Origin of the sequence: Candidatus Effluviviaceae Genus I sp. (genome assembly GCA_016867725.1) — a bacterium.
Lineage (GTDB): Bacteria > Joyebacterota > Joyebacteria > Joyebacterales > Joyebacteraceae > VGIX01.
Map to the genome: position 1 here is coordinate 1 of VGIX01000102.1, position 1627 is coordinate 1627.

The following is a 1627-nucleotide window of genomic DNA, read 5'->3' on the forward strand; positions in this document are numbered from 1 at the left end:
GATCTACGACGTCGCCGTGGGGGGCACGGCTCTGTGGTCGGAACCCCAGCTCATCCCCATCTCCGGCGGCATCATGAACGCGCACCTCGGGAGCGTGGTGTCGCTCACAACGCTCGACTTCCTCGTCCCGTACTGGCTCTCCATCCAGATCGGGCACGACGCGGAGCTGACTCCTCGCGTCGCGTTCGAAACCGTCCCCTACGCCGCCCACGCGGCGTTCGCGGACAACCTGGTGGGCGGCGGCTGGGAGGTGGACGGCGACAACGTTCATCATGAGGTCGGGAACGTCGGTGTCGGCACCTCGACGCCGGACGCGCGGCTCGAAGTGGAGACGGGTCGCAACGCCGGCGCGCGTGTGACGAACGAGGCGACCGGGGATACCACCGCTCTGTTCGTGTCGAACCGGCTCGGCACCGCGGCCGCCTTCCACGCGTGCGCGCCGTCGATCAGCGAGCCGCCGGTGAACACAGCGATCTACGCCAGCGGCCGCTGCGGCGCCCGCGGAGGGCACTTCTACTCGTCGAGCGCCGAGGCGGTCTACGCGCAGTCGGGATACGCGGGAGGGGCCCTCGTGGCCGAGACGACGAACTCCGGCGCTCCCGCGGCGCACTTCATCGGCGGGACGGGCATCACCGTGGACTCGACCGTGACGACAGGCGGGTTCGCCATGTCGACCGGCGCCGCGGCCGGCAGGGTCCTCACGTCCGACGCGTCCGGCGTCGGCACGTGGCAGGCGGCCGCCGGGAGCGACGCCGACTGGGTCATCAGTGGCATCGACATGTACTCGGGCGTCACGGGGAACGTCGGCGTCGGTGACTCGACGCCCGACGGGAAGCTGGACGTCTACAGCGCAGCGAGCACTGAGGCCCTCTACGTCGAGCATGCGGGCTCCAACCTGGGGCGAGCCGTCAACATCAACCGCACATCCACTCCTTCGGCCGGGAACGACATCCTGCAGATCACCGTGCCGTCCGGGTCGCCCGACGGCTTCCAGTACATCGAGTGCGACCGCGGCGGCATCACCAACTTCGCAGTGGACGGGAACGGACGCATCGATGGGGCAGGCGCGACGTTCAGCGGCGACGTCAGAGCGGCCACCAGCACTGAGTACGGCGGCTACTTCACGACGAGCATGGCGAGCGACGCGGCGCACGCCGTCCACGGCGAGTGCACAGCTGTCGGCTCGAGCATTGACCCGATCGGCGTGTACGGCAAGAGCGTCCCGGGCGATAACCTCGGTTTCGGCGGCTACTTCCAGGGCGGCTATCGTGGCCTCGTGGGCTATGTCCAGCCGACGGGCTCTTCCTCGTACCGCGGCGTCTACGGCCTGGTGAACGGCGGGTCCGGCACCAACTTCGCCGTCTACGGCTACGCAGCCAGCGGGACCAACAACTACGGCATCTTCGGGCAGGCCGCCGGCGGGACGACCAACTACGCCGGTTACTTCTCCGGGAACGCGCACGTCACCGGCACGCTGACGGCCGGGACGAAGGCGTTCAAGATCGACCACCCGCTCGACCCGACGGGCAAGTACCTCCAGCACTCCTGTGTCGAGAGCGACGAGATGGCCAACATGTACACGGGCAACGCCGTGCTCGACGGCCGCGGCGAGGCGACCGTGACACTG

General features: G+C 69.0%; 1 protein-coding gene. It reads left to right on the forward strand.

The window, feature by feature from the left end:
- Positions 1 to 1627, forward strand: a 1627-nt coding sequence (locus FJY74_09840; GenBank protein MBM3308614.1) for a hypothetical protein, incomplete at both ends; no start/stop codon positions are given.